13 protein-coding genes are annotated in these 16835 nt (G+C 73.9%); 6 read left to right on the top strand and 7 right to left on the bottom strand.

Annotation, left to right across the window (positions count from 1 at the left end; translation table 11 throughout):
- Positions 1-76 precede the first annotated feature (76 nt).
- Positions 77-1249, bottom strand: a complete 1173-nt coding sequence (locus ACZ6Y7_RS26725) for a hypothetical protein (RefSeq protein WP_465760475.1) — start codon at positions 1247-1249, stop codon at positions 77-79.
- A gap of 191 nt (positions 1250-1440) precedes the next feature.
- The gene (locus ACZ6Y7_RS26720; RefSeq protein WP_465760474.1) at positions 1441-2817 is read right to left on the bottom strand and encodes a transcriptional regulator; all 1377 of its coding nucleotides are present in this window, start codon (positions 2815-2817) and stop codon (positions 1441-1443) included.
- Between the two features lie 306 nt (positions 2818-3123).
- Between ACZ6Y7_RS26720 and ACZ6Y7_RS26715 the strand changes: the two genes are divergently transcribed.
- Positions 3124-3834 (top strand): bifunctional DNA primase/polymerase, encoded by a 711-nt coding sequence (locus ACZ6Y7_RS26715; RefSeq protein ID WP_465760473.1) that lies wholly within the window; start codon positions 3124-3126, stop codon positions 3832-3834.
- 450 nt (positions 3835-4284) lie between these two features.
- On the opposite strand, the gene ACZ6Y7_RS26710 is transcribed toward ACZ6Y7_RS26715, so the two are convergent.
- Positions 4285-4977, bottom strand: a complete 693-nt coding sequence (locus ACZ6Y7_RS26710) for a metal-dependent transcriptional regulator (RefSeq protein ID WP_465760472.1) — start codon at positions 4975-4977, stop codon at positions 4285-4287.
- A 221-nt stretch (positions 4978-5198) separates the two neighbouring features.
- Between ACZ6Y7_RS26710 and ACZ6Y7_RS26705 the strand changes: the two genes are divergently transcribed.
- From ACZ6Y7_RS26705 to ACZ6Y7_RS26695, 3 genes are all read left to right on the top strand, one after another.
- Positions 5199-5963, top strand: a complete 765-nt coding sequence (locus ACZ6Y7_RS26705) for an SIS domain-containing protein (protein WP_465760471.1) — start codon at positions 5199-5201, stop codon at positions 5961-5963.
- A 277-nt stretch (positions 5964-6240) separates the two neighbouring features.
- The gene (locus tag ACZ6Y7_RS26700) at positions 6241-7350 is read left to right on the top strand and encodes a DUF4231 domain-containing protein (RefSeq protein ID WP_465760470.1); all 1110 of its coding nucleotides are present in this window, start codon (positions 6241-6243) and stop codon (positions 7348-7350) included.
- A gap of 23 nt (positions 7351-7373) precedes the next feature.
- Positions 7374-8228: an alpha/beta fold hydrolase gene (locus ACZ6Y7_RS26695; RefSeq protein WP_465760607.1), complete on the top strand. Its 855-nt coding sequence runs from the start codon at positions 7374-7376 to the stop codon at positions 8226-8228.
- A gap of 27 nt (positions 8229-8255) precedes the next feature.
- On the opposite strand, the gene ACZ6Y7_RS26690 is transcribed toward ACZ6Y7_RS26695, so the two are convergent.
- From ACZ6Y7_RS26690 to ACZ6Y7_RS26680, 3 genes are read right to left on the bottom strand one after another with little or no spacing between them, the layout of a single operon-like run.
- Positions 8256-9242, bottom strand: a complete 987-nt coding sequence (locus tag ACZ6Y7_RS26690) for a 2-hydroxyacid dehydrogenase (protein WP_465760469.1) — start codon at positions 9240-9242, stop codon at positions 8256-8258.
- Between the two features lie 29 nt (positions 9243-9271).
- The gene (gene fxsT / locus ACZ6Y7_RS26685; protein WP_465760468.1) at positions 9272-13279 is read right to left on the bottom strand and encodes an FxSxx-COOH system tetratricopeptide repeat protein; all 4008 of its coding nucleotides are present in this window, start codon (positions 13277-13279) and stop codon (positions 9272-9274) included.
- A complete protein-coding gene (locus ACZ6Y7_RS26680) occupies positions 13276-14694 on the bottom strand; it encodes a TIR-like protein FxsC (RefSeq protein ID WP_465760467.1) in 1419 nt (472 codons plus the stop codon). Before ACZ6Y7_RS26680 ends, fxsT begins: the two co-directional genes overlap by 4 nt.
- A 198-nt stretch (positions 14695-14892) precedes the next feature.
- Here ACZ6Y7_RS26680 and ACZ6Y7_RS26675 point away from each other — a divergent pair, with 198 nt between their 5' ends.
- Together ACZ6Y7_RS26675 and ACZ6Y7_RS26670 are read left to right on the top strand one after the other, a co-directional pair.
- Complete coding sequence (locus ACZ6Y7_RS26675; RefSeq protein WP_465760466.1) at positions 14893-15087, top strand: DUF397 domain-containing protein; 195 nt, start codon at positions 14893-14895, stop codon at positions 15085-15087.
- Between the two features lie 233 nt (positions 15088-15320).
- Entirely contained in the window at positions 15321-15980 is a 660-nt protein-coding gene (locus tag ACZ6Y7_RS26670) for a DUF4097 family beta strand repeat-containing protein (RefSeq protein ID WP_465760465.1), read from the top strand.
- A gap of 32 nt (positions 15981-16012) precedes the next feature.
- On the opposite strand, the gene ACZ6Y7_RS26665 is transcribed toward ACZ6Y7_RS26670, so the two are convergent.
- Positions 16013-16732, bottom strand: coding sequence for an AAC(3) family N-acetyltransferase (locus tag ACZ6Y7_RS26665; RefSeq protein ID WP_465760464.1), 720 nt, complete (start codon positions 16730-16732; stop codon positions 16013-16015).
- Positions 16733-16835 lie beyond the last annotated feature (103 nt).

Genomic DNA, 16835 nt, shown 5'->3' with positions numbered 1-16835 from the left:
CGCTCCCGCCCCAGGCCGCAGGCACCCGGACGTCGCCGTCGCCCACCGACCGCCGTCGCCTCCGGGCCGCCGCCGTCTACAGGTCGCCGTCGCCGCGGACCGGCAGGCCGGTCTGGCCGGCGATCGTGTTCCAGAGCGTGGAGGCCTGCTTCTTCGCGGTGGTCGCGGTGCCGCTGGCCTGGACGGCGTTCTTGTAGTGCTGGTTGTCCTGCTTCTTCGCGTCGCAGCCGGCCTGCGCGTCCTGCGCCCAGGCCGCGTACTCGTCGTCGGCCTGGGCCGAGGCGGCCCACGCCGCGTTCAGCTGCTCGACCAGCTGCTGGCCGCCGGGCAGCTTGTCCGTCTTCAGCTGGCCGAGCTTGGTCTGCAGCTCGCGGCGCTTGCCGGCCGCCGCGGTGAGGGCCTGCTGGGACTCGGGGAGCTTGTCGCACTTCTGCACCGAGGCGACCGCGGAGACCACCGAGCTGCGGCTGTCGCTCGCGGTGCCCAGCAGGTCCGACAGCGGCTGCGCCTGGGCCTTGACCTCCGGGTCGACGGCGGCACCGGAGCCGCTCGCGCTCGCCGCGCCGGTGGTCGTACCGGTGCCGGCGGCCACCGGGGTGGTCTTCTTGTCATCCTTGGTGTCGGTGCCGCCACCGCCCATCAGCACGGCGACCAGGATGCCGGCCGCCGCACAGCCCGCCACCACCCCGCCGATGATCAGCTTGCCGGACGGGCGGCGGTCGCGGCCGCCCCCACCCCCCTGGGTCGCGTCGAAGCCCTGCCCGTGGCTCGGGGCGTAGCCCGGCTGGTAGTCCTGCGCCGGGTGGGCCGGCTGGGGCTGCGCGGCCGGCGGGTACGCCTGGTAGCCGGGCGCGGCCTGCTGCTGCGGGAAGCCGGGCTGGGGCTGCGGCGCCGGGTAGCCGCCCGCCTGCGGGTCGCCGACCGGGTACGGCGGCAGGTGCTGCGTCTCCGGGGCCGGCTCGGCCTGCGGAGCGCCGTACCCGGGCTGCGGCGCGCCCCATGGAGCGCCCGCCGCGGGCGTCGGCGGGGCCGGGGCGACGTGCGTCGGCAGCGCGTGCGCGCCCTCGCCGAGGTACTCCGGCTGCCCGGACGGCTGCCCCACGGGCGGCACCGCCGCGGGGCCCGGCTGGCCCGGCTGCCCCGGGTACGGGGGCTGGGCCGGCTGGCCCTGCGGCTGGCCCGGTTCGGGGCGGAACAGGTCGTCCAGGTTGAAGTCACCCGAGTTGGGGTACGAGCGGCGCTGACTCAACGCGATTCCTCACCTGTGCAGGACCGCGCGCTGACGGCGGACCACATCTCGTCGGTTCTTGGGAGCATCACAGTTCCTTGGACGTCGCGCCCACGCTACCGGTTCACCTCACCGGGTGACCACGTGGGCGGGACATCCGTCACGCTCCCTGCACAGACGATCCGGGGCCGCCCCGGCCGGTCCGCCTCCCCTCAGGCCGCCTCGGCGTCCGCCCGGGCGTGGAACTCCCGGACCACCCGCTGCTCCCGGTACGGCTCCAGCCGGCGCCGGAACTCGTCCAGGTACTCCACGCCCCGGTTGGAGCGCAGCCCGCTCAGCAGCCGCACCGCCTGGGTGCCCGTCTCGCAGGCGCGTTCCAGGTCCCGCTGCTGCAGCTGGGCGGTGGCCAGCAGCACCAGGTCGACCGCACGGCGCCGGACCCGGGTCGGCGGGTGCAGGTCGAGCGCCCGGCGGGCGTAGTGCTCGGCCTGGCCGGCCTGTTCCAGGTCCCGGTGGCAGTGGGCCAGCTCGTCCGCGAGGTAGGCGTCGTCGAAGTGGGCGATCCAGTCCGGATCGTCCTCCGCGCGGCGCTTCTCCATCATCTCCAGCGCCCTGGCCGCCACCGCCTCGCAGGAGCGGGCGTCGCCGAGCAGGGCGTGGCCGCGGGCCTCGGCGGCGTAGAACATCGCCATCGCCGTCGGGGTGGCCACCGCGCGGGCGCCCTCCTGGGCGGCGCGGGCGAGTTGGGCGATCTCCCGCGGGTTGCCGAGAGTGGCCGCCAGGTGGCTCATCGAGGCGGCCAGCACGTAGCCGCCGTAGCCGCGGTCGTCGGCCGCCTGGGCGAGTCGCAGGGCCTGGATGTAGTAGCGCTGGGCCAGTCCCGGCTGTCCGGTGTCCACCGCCATGTAGCCGGCAAGTTCGGTCAACCTGGCTACCGCGGCGAAGAGTTGGCGCCCGGTCTCCTCCCGGTAGGCCCCGCCGAGCAGGCCGGAGACCACCGAGTTGAGGTAGTGCACCACGACCGGGCGCACGTGCCCGCTGCCGAAGCGGTGGTCCAGGTCGACCAGCATCGCCGTGGTCGCCTTGATCGCGGCCACATCGGTCGGACCGACCCGGGGGCCGCCGGTGCGCGCCACCACCGGGTCCGGCGGGGTGATCAGCCAGTCCCGGCTGGGCTCCACCAGCGCGGAGGCGGCGACCGTCGCCCCGGTCAGGAAGTCCCGCCGGCCGACATCGCTGCGCCACAACTCGCAGACCTGCTCCAGGGCCGCGCCCAGGGTGGGCGCGAACTGCAGCCCGATGCCCGAGCTCAGGTTCTTGCCGTCGGCCATGCCGATCTCCTCGACCGACACGCTGCGGCCGAGCTTGCGGCCCAGGGCCTCGGCGATCACGGCCGGCGCCTGCCCGCGCGGCTGTTGACCGCGCAGCCAGCGGGCGACGGAGGTCTTGTCGTACCTCAGGTCCAGACCGTGCTCGGCACCGCAGAGGTTGACCCTCCGGGCCAGGCCGGCGTTGGAGCAGCTGGCCTCCTGGATCAGTTGCTGCAGACGCTCGTTGGGCTGTCGTGCGACGAGTGGTCTCGCGGCCATTGGGCTTCGCCTCCCCACACCCTCCGGTCCCGGCCGGTGGGCGACGATTCTGCTGATCTGTTGCCGACTGTCCGACCGTCCAAGGAATCTGACACCAGGTTAGCGATCAGCAACGCCAGCGGGATACCCACGGTGACGATCCGCACCCCCCTTGCGCCCTGGGAAATGCTCCCGTGCGCCCCCGCTGCGCCCGCCCCCGACCGCACCAACTCGGTCGAGTAACCGGAACGGGTGACATTGCCGGGATGCGCCCAACCGGGCACCTCCGGGCCGTAACCCGCCTCACGCACGGTAGTTGAGCAGCGCGTGGAAGACATCCCCGACGCCTCCGGCCAGGACAAGAACGCCGGTCTGCCCCCGCTGCTCATCGAAGCCGTCGGCTACGCCGAGAACCGCCACTGGGAGGTGGCCCCGGGCGCTTGGCTGATCGACGGCGAAGGGCCCGCCCGGTGCTCCTGCGGCGATCCGCGCTGCGCGCTGCCGGGCGCCCACCCGATGGACGCGGACTGGGCCCGCAAGGCGAGCGCCGGACCGGGCGCGGTGCGGCGCTGGTGGACGGAACGGCCGCAGGCCTCGATCCTGCTGCCCACCGGCCGCTCGTTCGACGTCCTGGACGTGCCGGAGACGGCCGGCTGCCTGGCGCTGGCCCGGATGGAGCGGATGGACCTCCAACTCGGCCCGGTCGCGGTGCTGCCCGCCGCGCCCGGCCGGGTCGGCCGCAGGCTGCACTTCCTGGTGCTGCCCGGGGTCGCCGCCAAGCTCCCGGAGATGCTCCGCAAGCTCGGCTGGCCGCCCGGCCGACTGGACCTGGTGGCCCGCGGCGAGGGGGACTGGACGGTCGCCCCGCCGTCCCGGATCGGCTCCACCGGGTACGCCCAGTGGGCCCGCTCCCCCTCCGCGCTCAACCGCTGGCTGCCGGACGCCGCCGAGCTGATCAGCCCGCTCGCGTACGCCTGCGGCCGCGACGCGCCCGCCCACCGCGCCGCCCCGGCCGCCCAGCCGGCCCCGGTGGGCTGACCGGGCGCCCGGCCTGCCCACCTCCCCCCGGACAGCCGCCTTACGCCGATCGGGCGAGGGCGCGCACCGCGCGACACAACGCGCGCGAGTGACGGGCCTTGTCTCCCACCGGAGGCGGGGCCCGTCATACGCGTGTCCGGATAAGGCCTCCGCCTACCCGCTGGTCAACCGGAGAAGCCCCCCGTACGAGTGACAGCGCTCAAGGATTGCCATGATCGGCCGAGGGGAGGAATGGCGGTGCGGGGACGCCGAAGGGGCGCTCGGACGGGGAAGCCGGGCGAGGCGGTGGCGGGGAAGCGGGAGGGATCGGGGAGGGCGGGAGGGAACGGGGAGGCGGGTCGGGCCCGCTGCTCTGGGAGGGAGCAGCGGGCCCGCTCGGCGGTCCGGGGAGCGGAGGGTCAGGACTGGGACTGGAAGTGGAACCGGATCGAGCCCGGGGTCAGGACTGCGTCAGGACCGGGCGACGAAGACGTGCTGGGCGATGTCCTTGCCCAGCTCCGCCGCGTTGTCGCCGCTGCCGACCAGCACACCGGCGACGCCGGCGCTCACCTTGACCGTGGAGCCCGGCCGGACGCCCGCCCGGCGCAGGGTGCTCATCAGCACGCTGTCGGTCTGGATGGGCTCGCCGATCCGGCGGACCACCACGTCGGCCCCGGCCTCGCCCGGCTTGACGGTGTCCAGCGGGACGAGCCCGGCGTCGAAGCCCTCGCCCTCGGCCTTGGCGTCGCCCAGCTCGTCCAGGCCCGGGATCGGGTTGCCGTACGGGGACTGGGTCGGGTGGCCGAGCATGGCGAGCACCTTGCGCTCGACGGTCTCGCTCATCACGTGCTCCCAGCGGCAGGCCTCCTCGTGCACCTGCTCCCACTCCAGGCCGATCACGTCGACCAGCAGGCACTCGGCGATGCGGTGCTTGCGCATGACGCGCACCGCGAGCCGGCGGCCCTCCTCGGTGAGTTCGAGGTGACGGTCCCCGGCGACCTGGAGCAGTCCGTCGCGCTCCATCCGGCCGACCGTCTGGCTGACCGTGGGGCCGCTCTGTTCCAGGCGCTCCGCGATCCGGGCGCGCATCGGGACGATGCCCTCCTCCTCCAGCTCCAGGATGGTGCGAAGGTACATCTCAGTGGTGTCGATCAGCCCAGACATCGCCGCTGGCTCCGTTCCTCGGTGTCCTCATCGCCAATTCTGACGTACCGGGGCGGCAACCGGGCCCGCGCGGGGGCTCCGGGGACGGGATTTCGTTCCTGTTGACAGCGGCACCACCGGAACGCGACCGTGCTCGCCGTAGCTTTCTCCACCGGCGGTCCGGACCAGCAGGACCGCCCCACCGAGCCGGCTCCCTCACCGGCAGAGAGCGGAGGCACCCGATGAACGACCTGGTCGGCAGGTACTTCGACGCCGCGATCGCCCACCTCCAGCGGGTCCGCGAGGAGGAGGCCGACACCGTCGAGGCCGCCGCCGCGCTGCTGGCGGAGGCGATCGCGGAGGGCCGCCGGGTGTTCACCTTCGGCGCCGGGCACTCCTCGCTGCCCGCCCAGGACGTGGTCTACCGGGCCGGCGGGCTGGTCCCGATGAACCTGCTGAACGTGCCCGGGACGGCCGGGGTGACGGTGATGCCCGCGCCGCTGTCGAGCGCCCTGGAGCGGGTCTCCGGGCTGGCCACCGCCACCCTGGACCTGACCCCGGCGACCAGCGGGGACCTGCTCTTCGTGATCTCGCTGTCCGGCCGCCAGGTCATGCCGGTCGAGCTGGCCCGGTACGCCCGGGACCGCGGCCTGAGGGTGATCGGGGTGACCTCGCTCGCCTACCCGGAGGAGGTGCCCTCGGCGCACCCGTCCGGCACGTACCTGAAGGACCACTGCGACGTGGTGCTGGACAGCAAGATCGCGGTCGGCGACGGCGAGCTCACCCACCCCGGCGCCGAGACCGCCTTCGGCCCGGTCTCCACCATCGTGACCAGCGCGCTGATGCAGGCCGTGGTCGCCTCCGCGGTCGGCCGGCTGGCCGACCGGGCGGCCGCCGGGGACGCGCCCGCGCCGCCGCTGTTCCGCTCCGGCAACGTCCCGGGCGGCACCGAGTGGAACGCCAAGCAGATGGCCGACAACGCCGACCGGGTCTTCTACACCCACTGAGCACCGAACCCGCACGCCCCCTGAACCGCTGAACCGTTGAACCGCGTGCACCCGCGCACCCCGTACGCCCACGCAACCCGTACGCCCCCCGAACCGCGCGGTGCCCGTGCACCCGACACATCCACACACGCTGAGTGCCGACGTGAACACGGGGCGTACCGGACAATCCACCGGGTCTTCCCGGCCATTGCGGGCCGCCCCGGGTGGCGCCAGGCGTACCGGGAACCCGCCCGGGGCAGGAGAGCGGTGCGACCGGAGCGACGGGTGGGGGCCGAACATGGCGTCTGGTGCGGGGCGCACCGGGTGGGTGCGCGAGCGGGACCTGCTGCCCGGGTTCTTCTGGTCCGCCGACGCGGCCTCGCTGCGCGGGCAGCAGCGCTCGGTGCTGCTCTCCGCCTGGGAACTCGTCCTGCTGGTGGTCGCCGCCGCGACCGGCTCGGCCGACGGCGAGCCCTGGGCCTGGCCGGCCGCCGTCGCCTACCTCGGCGCGATCGTCCTGGCGGTGGTGATCAGCCGGCAGAACCCGCAGGGCCTCTGGTACGAGGGCCGGGCGGCCGCCGAGTCCGTGAAGACCCTGGCCTGGAAGTACGCCGTCCGGGCCGACGCCTACCAGCCGCCGCCGCGCACCCTGCCGGACGCCGAGGGCCTGTACCGCTTCCAGCTCGGCCGGGTGCTCGGCGCCTTCCGGGACAGCCCGGTCGTCGGCCCGGACGGCGGGGTGGAGATCACCGCGGCGATGCGCGAGCTACGCGACCGGCCGCTGGCGGTGCGCCGTGAGGTGTACCTGGACGAGCGGATCCGGGTGCAGCGCGACTGGTACCGCGCCAAGGCCCGGCACTGCGCCCGGGCCGGGCACTGGGCCGGGGTGCTCGGCGTGCTGCTGCCCGCGCTCGGCCTGGTGCTGGCGCTGCTGCGGGCGCTCGGCGCGTTCACCTACGACGCGCTGGGCACCGTCTCGGCGGTGGCCGCCTCGGTCACCGCCTGGGCGCAGCTGCGCCAGTACCGGCCGCTGGCGGCCGCGTACGGGCTGGCCGCCGAGGAGTTGACCCAGATCCAGGTCCAACTCGCCGAGCTGGACCTGGACGCGCCGGAGGCCGAGGAGATCTGGGCCCGGCTGGCCCGGGACGCCGAGGACGCGATCTCCCGCGAGCACACCACCTGGCAGGCCCGCCGGGAGGTGCGCACCACCACCGACCGGGAGCCCCGGACCGGCCCGGAACAGGACACCGGCCCGGAAAGGGAGACCGGCCCGGAACAGGACACCGGCCCACAGCACGGGACCGGTCCGCAGCAGGGGACCGAACGCGCACACGGAACCGACCCGGAGCGGACGACCGGCCGGGAACAGCGAAGCGACCCGGTGCACCGAATCGACCGGGAGCACTGAGGAGGCCGCAGGTGTCGTTACGGATGGTCAAGACCGCGGACGACCGCGCCCTCGCGGTGGAGTCCCTCGGCGATCCGCGCGGCCGCCCGGTGTTCCTGCTGCACGGCATGCCCGGCAGCCGGGTCGGCCCGCACCCGCGCAGCACCGTGCTGTACCGGCTCGGGGTGCGGCTGATCTCCTACGACCGCCCCGGCTACGGCGACTCGACCCGGCTGTTCGGCCGCCGGGTGAGCGCGGCGGCGGCCGACGTCCGGGCGATCGCGGACGAGTTCGGGCTGGACGGCTTCGCGGTGCTCGGCCGGTCCGGCGGCGGCCCGCACGCGCTGGCCTGCGCGGCGCTGCTGCCGGAGCGGGTCAGCCGGGTCGCCGTGCTGGTGGGCCTCGCGCCGCGCGACGCGGCCGGCCTGGACTGGTACGCGGGGATGACCCCGTCCAACGTCCGCGCGTACCAGGAGGCCGAGCGCGGGCACGGCCGGATCGCCGACGCGATGGAGTTCCGCTCCCGGCAGATCAAGGACGACCCGGTCCGGCTGCTGAACGGGCTGCGCACCGAACTCTCCCCCGCCGACCGGGAGGTGGTGGCCGACAGCGGGCTGCGGCGGATGCTGCAGAGCAACTACCGGGAGGCGTTCCGGCACGGCGCGGACGGCTGGATCGACGACGTGCTGGCCTTCACCGCCGACTGGGGCTTCGACGTCGGCTCGATCCGGGTGCCGACCTGGCTCTGGCACGGCGCGGACGACCAGTTCTCGCCGGTCGACCACTCCCGCTGGCTGGCCGACCACATCCCGGGCGCCGAACTGTTCCTGGAGCCCGGCGCCGCGCACTTCGGGGCGTTCCGGGTGATGACCACCGCCCTGGCCTGGGCGGCGGGCTGAGGCGCGCCGGGCTCAGCCGCGCCGGGCTCAGGCCGGGACCGGGGTGACCGGGTCGCCTCCGGCGAGCACCGCGAGGACGTTGTCCACCGCCAGGCCGCCCATCGCCTGCCGGGTGGCGACGGTGGCGCTGCCCAGGTGCGGGGCCAGCACCGCGCGCTCCTGGGCGAGCAGTGCGGACGGGACGGCCGGCTCGTGCTCGAAGTTGTCCACGGCCGCGGCGAACAGCGCCCCCGACTCCAGCGCGGCGGCCAGCGCCTCCTCGTCGACCACGCCGGCGGTCATGCTGACCACCACCGCGCCGCGCGGCAGCAGCGCCAGCCGGCGGGCGTCCAGCAGGTGCCGGGTGGCGTCGCCGAGCGGGCAGGTGACGACCAGCACGGTGGAGGTGGCGAGCAGTTCCTCCAGCGGCTTCCAGTCGGCGCCCTCGGCCTGCTCGGACGGCAGTTCGCGGCGGTTGTGGTAGCTGACCGGCATCTCGAACGCGCGGGCCCGGCGGGCCACCGCCCGTCCGATCCGGCCCATGCCCAGCACGCCCAGCGGGGTGCCGGACAAGTCCATGCCGAGCAGGAAGTTGGGCGCCCAGGTCCACGGCGTGCCGGAGCGCAGCAGCCGCTCGCCCTCGCCGAGCCGGCGGGTGGCGGCCAGCAGCAGCGCCCAGGCCATGTCGGCGGTGGCGGTGGTGAGCACCCCGGGGGTGTGGGAGACCAGGACGCCGCGCTCGGCGCAGGCGGCCAGGTCGACGTTGTGGTAGCCGACCGCGTGGTTGGCGACGATCCGCAGGGCGGGGCCGGCCGCGTCCAGGAACTCGGCGTCCACCCGGTCGTCCAGGGTGGTGAGCACGGCCCGCCGGCCGCGGACGGCGGCGAGCAGCTCGGCCCGGTCCATCGCCAGGTCGGAGTCGTGGCAGGTGACCGCGTGGTGGGCGGTGAGCCGCTCGACGACGCCGGGCGCGAGGCGCCGGGTGACCAGGACCGGGGGGACCGGGGGCGGGGTGTCACTCGGGGTGTCACTCATGGTGCCGCAGCGTACCCCGCCCCTCCTGATCAGACCGGCTGCGGCTCCAGGTCGCGGTTGATCCGCTTCCAGCCGCGCGCGGACACCGTGTTGGGGTGCTCCTCGCCGAACTGCCGGATCAGCTCGGCGATCGCCCGCGACCGCAGCTCGGCGGCCTGGGTGTGCCGGTTGGCCGCCCGCAGGGTGACGGCCAGGTTGGCCTCGCAGGCCACCGCGTCCGGGTGCTGCGCCGAGTAGCGCTCGCACAGGCCCCGGTACGCGGTCCGGCCGAGCTGCTCGGCGAGTTCGAGCTGGCCGTCGTCGCCGTAGGCGTTGGCCAGGTTGATCATCGCGTTGAGGGTGTACGGGTGCTCCGCCCCGACCGAGCGGGTCAGCCCCTCGACGGTGAGCCGGCCGCGTTCGATGGCGCCCGGGATGTCGCCGCTGCCGCGCAGGTAGATGCCGAGGTTGTTGGCGCAGGCCAGGGTGAACGGGTGCTCGTCGCCGAACAGTCGGCGGTGGCCCTCGAAGACGGTGGCGCAGAGGTCGCGGGCGGCTTCCTTGTCGCCGAACGCGCTGTGGTCGGCGGCCAGGTTGAGCGCGCAGGCGAGCGCGTCGGGGGCGTCGGCGCCGTAGCGCTCCAGGTAGCGCTCGTAGGTCTCCTTGGTGATCCGGCGGGCCTCGGCGAGCTGGCCCATCCGGCGCAGCGAGACGGCCAGCGACTTGGCGTTGCGCAGGCTCTCCGGCAGGCCCGGGTCGAGCCCGTCGCCGAACTCCGCGGTGACTTCCTGGAGCAGCTCCACCGAGCCCCGGTAGTCCCCGAGTTCGCGCAGGTCGCGGGCGAGCGCGGACTTGGTGATGAGGGTGTACGGGTGCTTGGGGCCGAGCACGGCGGTGCGCCGGTCGAGGGTCTCCTGGTCGAGCTCGCGGGCGGCCTCGCTCTCGCCGACGAGCCGGTAGTCGATCGCCAGGTTGTTCGCCATGGAGAGCGTGCGCGGGTTGTCGTCGCCGAACAGCTCGCGGAACTGGTCGAGGATTTCGCGGTCGAGGTCGAGTGCGGCCTGGAACCGGCCGAGCGCCCGGCGGTCGGCGCCGAGCGAGCCGGCCGTCATCAGGGTGTACGGGTGGTGCTCGCCGAGCAGCGCCCGCTGGCGCTCCAGGGTGGCTTCGTCCAGGGCCAGCGCCTCCGCGTAACTTCCTTGGGATCGGAGCACGTTGGCGAGCTGGAAGCGCAGCAGCAGGGTCTGCCGGTCGTCCTCGCCGAGCTTGCTGGTCCATTCGGCGTCGAGGGCGTGGCCGAGGTCGCGGGCGCGGTCGAGCTCCCCGCGCTTCCACAGGTAGCGGACCCGGTCGATGAGCAGCTGGCGGGTGTCCGCCTCGTCGCAGTTGTGCGCCTTGGAGGGCGACAGGTGCGGCCAGATCTCGTCGAAGGCGGGCCAGTTGGCCGGGTCGTCGGTGTCGCCGAGGACGGGCCGGGCACCGGTGAGGATGCGGTGCACCTCGTGGACGGCGATCTCCTGCTCGTCGGCGCTCATCCCGGCCCGGATCACCGCCTGGACGAGCCGGTGCACCTGGAAGCTGTTGCTGCCCGCGTCGACCTTGGCCAGCGCGTACCGGCCGATCGCCTGGATCACCTTGCCCAGCATGAACTTGTCGCTGAGGTCGGCGTCGTACTTCACCAGCGCGCGGATCATCTGGTCGCTGTAGAAGAGGTTCATCGAGATCGGCTCGGGGGCGAAGAACGCGCACAGCTGGAGCAGCCGCACCGCCGCCGGGGACTGCTGGCGCAGCCGTCCGATCGAGACGTTCCAGGTCGCGGCGACCGGGGTCGGGTAGTCGGCGGGGCGGCCGACGGCCAGCGCGCGGGCCGCCTCGGCGTGCAGCTGGGCGACGTAGGTCTCCACCGGGGTGCCGGTGGTGTCCAGCCAGGCGGCGGCGACCTCGACGGCCAGCGGCAGGTCGCCGACGGCTTCGGCGACCCGGTCGGCGTCCGGGCGGGAGAGGCTGCGGGCGCGCCGGCACAGGTGCTCGACGCTCTCACCGCGGGTGAAGACGTCGACCTCCAGCGCCTCGGCGTGCCCGGTCCAGGCCTGGTTGCGGGAGGTGACCAGGATGTGGCCGGAACCGCCGGGGAAGAAGCGGCGGATCTCGGCGGGCTCGTCGGCGTTGTCGAAGATCAGCAGCCAGCGCGAGGTGGGCACGCCGCGGCGCAGCGCCTCCCGGGCGGCCTCGGCGGCCTCGGTGACCGAGTCGCCGACCCGCAGGCCGAGCCGGCGGGCGAGTTCGGCCAGCGCGGGGGCGACCAGCTCGGTCTGCTCGGCGTCGATCCACCAGACCAGGTCGTAGTCGGACATGAAGCGGTGGGCGTACTCCAGCGCCACCTGGGTCTTGCCGACGCCGCCGAGCCCGTACAGGGTCTGCGGGGTCGGCAGGACGGCCGCCATGCCGCCGCGCAGCTGGTTGCGCAGCTGCTCCAGGACGGCGGAGCGGCCGGTGAAGGAGGGGTTGCGCGGCGGGACGTCCCACACCGAGGGCTTGCTGCCGGGGAAGCGCGGTCCGCCGCTGGGGGCGTCGCCGAGCGGCGCGTCGCCGCGGCCGAGCGCGCGCAGCAGGCTCTGGACCGACTGCGCCTCGTCGCGGCCGACCAGGTCGACCGGGTTCCGGTTGCTGAACGGCGCGGTGAGCCGGACGTCGCCGACCCGGACGGGCAGCAGCTGGCGCCGGGTGCCGGACGGGTCGGAGCTGACCACCGACTCCCACAGCGCCCGCGCCTGCGGGGAGCGCTGGTAGGCGGGCGAGAGCACGGCGACCGTCCGGTACGCGGAGTCGATGCCGCGCTCGGTCTCCTCGCGCGGGTCGGTGCCGGCGCTGAGGTCGCGGGGCAGCACCCGGAAGCCGGCCCGGGTGAGGACGGACTCGATCCAGTCCGCCCACATCCGGTCCTCGGGGACGTAGGAGAGGTAGAGGTCGGCGGGGACGGACGGGCGGCGGCGGGTGAAGGCGTCCACGTAGCGCAGCCGCACCTCCTCGTCCACCGGCGGCAGGCCGGTGACCCGACCCTCGGTGATCACGGAGGTCAGCCGCTCGCAGGCGGCCAGCATCGAGGTCGGGGTGCCGGTCTGGTCGCCGAAGGTGGCGAGGATCTCCTCGTAGGCGTAGAACGGCCGGTACGGGATCTCCACCGAGCCCCAGTACTGGGCGAGTTCCTCGCCGTTCAAGCCGGAGGGCAGGCCGTCGAAGCGGACCCGGGCGAGGGCCCGGCCGGCGTCCGCCTTCTCCTTCTCGCCCTCGTCGATGCGCATCGGGACGGGCAGGATGCGGATGCCCCGCTCGCGGTAGCGGTCGTGGATGTGCTGGGCGATCCGGGAGGCGCCGTCGATGGACTGGTCGCTCAGGGTGAAGCAGACCACCAGGTCGTCGGGCATCTGGACGGTGCAGATCTCGGCGATGTCGGACAGGCCGGTGCGGGAGTCGATCAGCACGTAGTCGTACCGCTTGGCCATGTCGGCCTTGAGCGCGTCGAAGAACTGCCCGCCGTCGAAGCGGTCGTAGAAGATGTCCCAGTCGAGGTGGGTGACGGCCTCGGAGTAGTCCCGGTTGAACTGGCCGGCGGAGAGGAAGTCCAGGCTGCCGCCGGCCGGGAAGTGCGGCCAGGCGAGCGACAGCGCGTGCGGGTGCACCCGGGCGAAGTCCAGGTGCCAGCCGTCGGCGTGCTCGACCGGGCGCAGCGCCTCCTCGCGGTACTCGGCGATCAGGTCCATCATCCCGGTGGTGCCGGCCAGGGAGGCCGGGTCGAGGAAGGGGTGGAAGAACTTGGCGAGGCCCGGCGCCTCCAGGTCCCAGTCCACGGTGAGCACCCGGAAGCCGTTGGCGGCGAGGATCCAGGCGGTGTTGGCGAGGGCCATGGTGCGGCCGGTACCGCCCTTGTAGGAGTAGAAGGTGATGATCCGGCCGTTGCGGTCCTGCTCCGCGGCCTTCCGCTCGGCCTCACGCCGGTCGGCCAGGTCGGCGGCGGTGAGGCCGCCGAGGCGGAGGTTCCTGGTGCGGTTCTCGGTCATCGGTTTCCTCGTCCTCCCAGGGGCGCCATCCCGTCATCGGGGTCATCGCCGTCGTCGCGGTACGGGTCGTGCTCGCGGTACGGGTCGTGCTCGCGGTAGGGGTCGTCGCCGTTGTTCCGGTGCCGATCGGAGCGGCCGTCGTCGGAGCCGTCCGGTCCGGGCCCGCCGCCGCGCCGGAAGGCGTCCCGCAGGCTCGGCCGGGGCGGCGGCGGTTCCTCCGGCTCGGCCCTGGTGCGCCCCTCGAAGGCGTACTTGGCCTTCATGGCGGCCCTGGGCAGCGCGTCGTCGAAGTCCTCCAGCGAGTGCAGCCCGGTGGGGCCGGTCGCCCCGAGGAAGCTCGGGCGGCCGGCCCGCCGGGTGCTCCGCAGCGCGTCGTCGCTCAAGTCGCCGAGCTCGCCCGCGCGTTCCCGGCACTCGGGGTCGTCGGCGTTGTACGGCTCCAGGACGCTGACCCAGGTCGCGTCCGAGCGGTCGAAGCGCCGGACCAGTTCGCGCCGGTGCGGGTCGCGCAGCGCCCAGCGGTCGAGCAGCAGCAGTCCGGGGGCCTCGGCGTGGCCCTCGATGATCGACTCGGCCTCGTCGTCGAACTCGTGCACCGTCGGCTGGAAGCCCAACTGCCGGGCCAGCCGGACCGCGTGCTGCGCGATCGGCGAGCCGACCGGCCGGTACGGGTGCCAGTCGGTGCGCCGCTCGCCGTAGTAGTCGGGGCTGCGATCCGCGGGCAACTCGCCCTGGTGGTAGGCGAGTACCGAGATCCGCAGCTGTCTGGTGGGGGCGGTGACGTTGAACGCGCTGGGCAGGGAGTTGAAGTCGAGCCGCCGCCCGACCGGGATCACCGTCTCCTCCGCGACCTGCACGATCCGGGCCGCCAGGCGGTGCACGGCCAGCTCGTAGGCTGCGCGGAAGTAGCTGAGCTTCATCAGCGCGTACAGGCCCTCGGTGGCGTAGTCGGGACCGAAACTCGCGTGGTTGAACTGGAGTTCGCCGGCCACCTTGGGCAGCCGGTAGCGGCTCATCGGCGCCCACAGCACGGGGACGATGCCGCTGGTGCGCTCGGAGTCGAGGTTCGCCGGGTAGACCGGCCGACGGGTGAAGGCGTGCCACTCCTGACCGCACGGCACGCTGTTGAAGTACCGGGGGGAGTAGAGCGGGACGAACACCCGGCAGGTGGCCAGTTCGTCGGACAGCCGCTCGGCCCACAACTCGCCCTGGTGCATGGACTCGTCCATGAAACCGACCGGCACCCCGTCGGGGACGGTGGTGAGCTGGAGCACCGCCTCGCAGAGGTCCCGGTAGAGCTGGCGGACCCAGTGGTTCGGGTCGCCGGCGCCCCGCGCACCGGCTTTCGGGGTGTGCGCGTAGGAGAGGAAGAAGTACGGCCGGGTGTCGTCCTCGTCCCAGCCCCGGTCAGTCACACGCGCCTCCCCCGGGCCCGTCGGCAACCTGCCTCCCGCAGCCCCCGTGCGGCGGGGCTTCAGTGTAGGAACGACTGACACCCCAATGGAATAGCACAACGACTCGCACGAATTGACATGACCGAAACGATGCCGCGGCCTGCTTCGCAGGAGCAGTACCCTCGTTCGGGCCGCCGTGAACGATCAGGAAGGCACCTCGTGGACCACCTCGACTGGCAGAAGTCCAGCACCAGCGGAGACGGAGCCGACTACCTGGAGATCGCCTCCGAGGGCGATCTGGTCCACATCCGCGAGTCCAACGACCCCACCCTCGTCGTCACCACCACCCGCGCGAAGTTCAACGCCTGGGTCCTGGGCGCCAAGGCCGGGGAGTTCGACCACTTCGTCGCCTGAGCGCGCGCCCGTCCCCGCGCCGGATAGCGTTCACCCTCATCCCATTGCAACGAACAGGAGCCATGACGTTGCATTAGATTCTCGACAGTTGCAACGATTTCCCGGCAACTACCTGCAGGGATGCGAATTCTGCGCCACATGTTCGTTGCCACATTCATGAACGCAACGTAGCTTTTCCATCGTCAGAAACGGCGACCGCGCGGAGCGGCCGCCGCCTCACGAAGGAGAGCACGATGCAGAAGTTCGACACCGCCGCCGCGATCACCGCCGTCCTCGACGTCCCGGCCGGACGCATCCAGCTGATCGCCGCCGACCGCACCGACACCACCGTCGAGATCCGGCCCGCCGACGCCTCGAAGGGCCGCGACGTCCGCACCGCCGAGCAGACCACCGCCGCCTACACCGACGGCGTGCTGCGGATCACCACCGGGGGCACGAGCGGACTCACCGGCCCCGGCTCGGTGGAGGTCACCGTCCAACTGCCGGCCGGCTCCCGCGTCGAGGCCAGGACCGAGGCCGCCGAACTGCGTGCGGTCGGCCGGGTCGGCGACCTCGCCTTCATCGGCGCCCACCGGCAGATCAAGATCGACGAGGCCGACAGCGTCCGCCTCACCGCCGTCGACGGCGACGTCGAGATCGGCCGGCTGAACGGGCCCGCCGAGATCAGCACCGCCCGCGGCGACATCCGGATCGCCCAGGCCCTGCGCGGGATCGTCACCCTCAGCACCCAGTCCGGCTCCATCACCGTCGGCGCCGCCCCCGGCACCTCCGCCGCCCTGGACGCCGCCACCGCCCACGGCCGGATCGACAACGCCCTGCGCAACGACGGCACGATCGAGCTCGACATCCGGGCCACCACCCCGTACGGCGACATCACCGCCCGCAGCCTCTGAGCGGCCCGCGCCCGCCGAGCGCCCGCGGCGCCCTACCCAGGGCGCCCCGCGCGCCGGATCCGCTCCGCGAGGTCCACGGCCTCCCGGACCGGGACGAGGCGGCAGTCCGCGCCGCCGATCCGGGCGGTGGTGACGCCCCGGGCCAGCCGCAGCACCCGGGCACCGAGGTCGCCGAAGTGGAGGTCGTCCAGGTCGGGCGCCTCGAACGCCGTCCAGCCGTCCTCCCCCACACACCGGTACTCGCGCACGGCCACGTCCGGCAGCCGCAGGTCGGCGAGGTGGAAAGCGGTGAAGCGGTCCATCGGGACGCCGATCATCAGCACCCGGGCGTCCAGGTCGTAGAGCCGCCCCAACGGGGAGTCGACACCCAGGTGGCAGGTGTCGGGGTGGCGGGCGGTGATCTCCTGCGCGCGACGGCCCACCGCCGCCCAGGAGGTCTGCGGATGGCGGCTGCGCAGCGCGCCGCGATGGGTGCGGATCGCCTCCGACAGGGCCCCCATTGTCGGGGAGGCCGGGGTGGTGGCCGGGTCGAAGCGCGGCATCCGGGCCTGGTAGTCGGCCACTTCCGCCGGGGAGCGGCCGGCCACGGCGGCCTGGTGGATGCGTGAGGTGGCGGAGTTCTCGGGGGTGGCCGTGTAGGCGACCAGCGTGCCCTCGGGGCCCAGCAGGTCGAGCAGGGCGTCGACCACGCCGGCGGCCCCGCCCGGCACCGGGCCGAGCCTGCGCAGGGACGCCTGGACGTGCAGCACCATGCCCGGGCGGACCCCGAGGTCGGCGAACTCGCGGCGCAGCGGGCGGACGTGGGAGCGGGCGGGGTCTGCGACGGCGAGGCTGCCGGCGCGGGGTTCGGTGAGG

This window comes from Kitasatospora sp. NPDC053308 (assembly GCF_055585785.1).
The sequence above is the reverse complement of the archived record's forward strand: the minus strand, read 5'-3'. Positions and strand labels throughout refer to the sequence as shown.

Coding starts and splice junctions, on each gene's coding strand:
- ACZ6Y7_RS26720 (WP_465760474.1), bottom strand. CDS start 2,817: ATGGCCGCGAGACCACTCGTCGCACGACAGCCCAACGAGCGTCTGCAG.
- ACZ6Y7_RS26710 (WP_465760472.1), bottom strand. CDS start 4,977: ATGTCTGGGCTGATCGACACCACTGAGATGTACCTTCGCACCATCCTG.
- ACZ6Y7_RS26705 (WP_465760471.1), top strand. CDS start 5,199: ATGAACGACCTGGTCGGCAGGTACTTCGACGCCGCGATCGCCCACCTC.
- ACZ6Y7_RS26700 (WP_465760470.1), top strand. CDS start 6,241: ATGGCGTCTGGTGCGGGGCGCACCGGGTGGGTGCGCGAGCGGGACCTG.
- ACZ6Y7_RS26695 (WP_465760607.1), top strand. CDS start 7,374: ATGGTCAAGACCGCGGACGACCGCGCCCTCGCGGTGGAGTCCCTCGGC.
- ACZ6Y7_RS26690 (WP_465760469.1), bottom strand. CDS start 9,242: ATGAGTGACACCCCGAGTGACACCCCGCCCCCGGTCCCCCCGGTCCTG.
- fxsT (WP_465760468.1), bottom strand. CDS start 13,279: ATGACCGAGAACCGCACCAGGAACCTCCGCCTCGGCGGCCTCACCGCC.
- ACZ6Y7_RS26670 (WP_465760465.1), top strand. CDS start 15,321: ATGCAGAAGTTCGACACCGCCGCCGCGATCACCGCCGTCCTCGACGTC.
- ACZ6Y7_RS26665 (WP_465760464.1), bottom strand. CDS start 16,732: ATGGTGCTGCACGTCCAGGCGTCCCTGCGCAGGCTCGGCCCGGTGCCG.